Here is an 815-nt window from a genome sequence, read left to right on the forward strand (position 1 = left end):
GGTAGTGTCAAAATCTAACGTGTTTTTGTAGAATAAATTATCACTAAAACAAGTAAAAAATATCCAATATGATCATCGAAACCACTACTTATCTTTGTACACGTTGCCAATCGCCGAATATCTTTAAAAATGGTCACAATAAAAGTGGCAATGCCCAGTTTCGATGTAAAGACTGTGGTCGCTGCAGTGTGCTTAAACCAAAAGTGAAATATACAGAAGAGCAAAAACAATTAATTATGGACACTTATCTTGAAAGAGGTAGCTTGCGAGGCATGCAACGCTTATTTGGTGTGGCACCTGAAACACTAACTGGTTGGATAAAAAAAAGTAAATCATCAGAAACTCCATGATGAGTTACTCGATGCTGACCCGACAGATGTTTTAGAACTTGATGAACTATGGAGCTTTGTAAAAGCACGTCGCCACAAGGTTTGGACATGGATTGCACTGTGTCGTCGAACACGTCAAGTGGTTGCCTATGTGTGTGGTGAGCGTAACGATGAAACATGTACAGATTTGCGTTGCCGTATCCCAACAGCCTATTTCAGCTTGGCCACATGTAGTGACTACTGGTCAAGTTACGCTACAGTCTTTGATCCGGATACACACCGCTGCGTAGGCAAGCATACAGGTCTAACGAACCACGTTGAACGGTTCAATGCCACACTCAGAAATCGCCTAGGTCGTTTTACTCGAAAGACATTAAGCTTTTCTAAGAAGAAAGAAAATCACGAAGCTGTCTTGCATCTATTTTTATTGAAATATAATCAGGATATGAAAGATAGATGGATAACACGTTAGATTTGGACACTACC

1 protein-coding gene and 1 pseudogene are annotated in these 815 nt (G+C 40.1%); both read left to right on the top strand.

Annotation, left to right across the window (positions count from 1 at the left end):
• Positions 1 to 68: 68 nt before the first annotated feature.
• Positions 69 to 350: an IS1/IS1595 family N-terminal zinc-binding domain-containing protein gene (locus CYK47_RS15255; protein ID WP_122902603.1), complete on the top strand. Its 282-nt coding sequence runs from the start codon at positions 69 to 71 to the stop codon at positions 348 to 350.
• A 34-nt stretch (positions 351 to 384) separates the two neighbouring features.
• Positions 385 to 801 (top strand): annotated as a pseudogene (locus CYK47_RS15860) (IS1 family transposase); the annotation flags it as partial.
• Between the last annotated feature and the right edge of the window lie 14 nt (positions 802 to 815).

The sequence above is a fragment of the Acinetobacter sp. B51(2017) genome, from assembly GCF_003711395.1.
In the GTDB taxonomy this organism is placed as follows: domain Bacteria; phylum Pseudomonadota; class Gammaproteobacteria; order Pseudomonadales; family Moraxellaceae; genus Acinetobacter.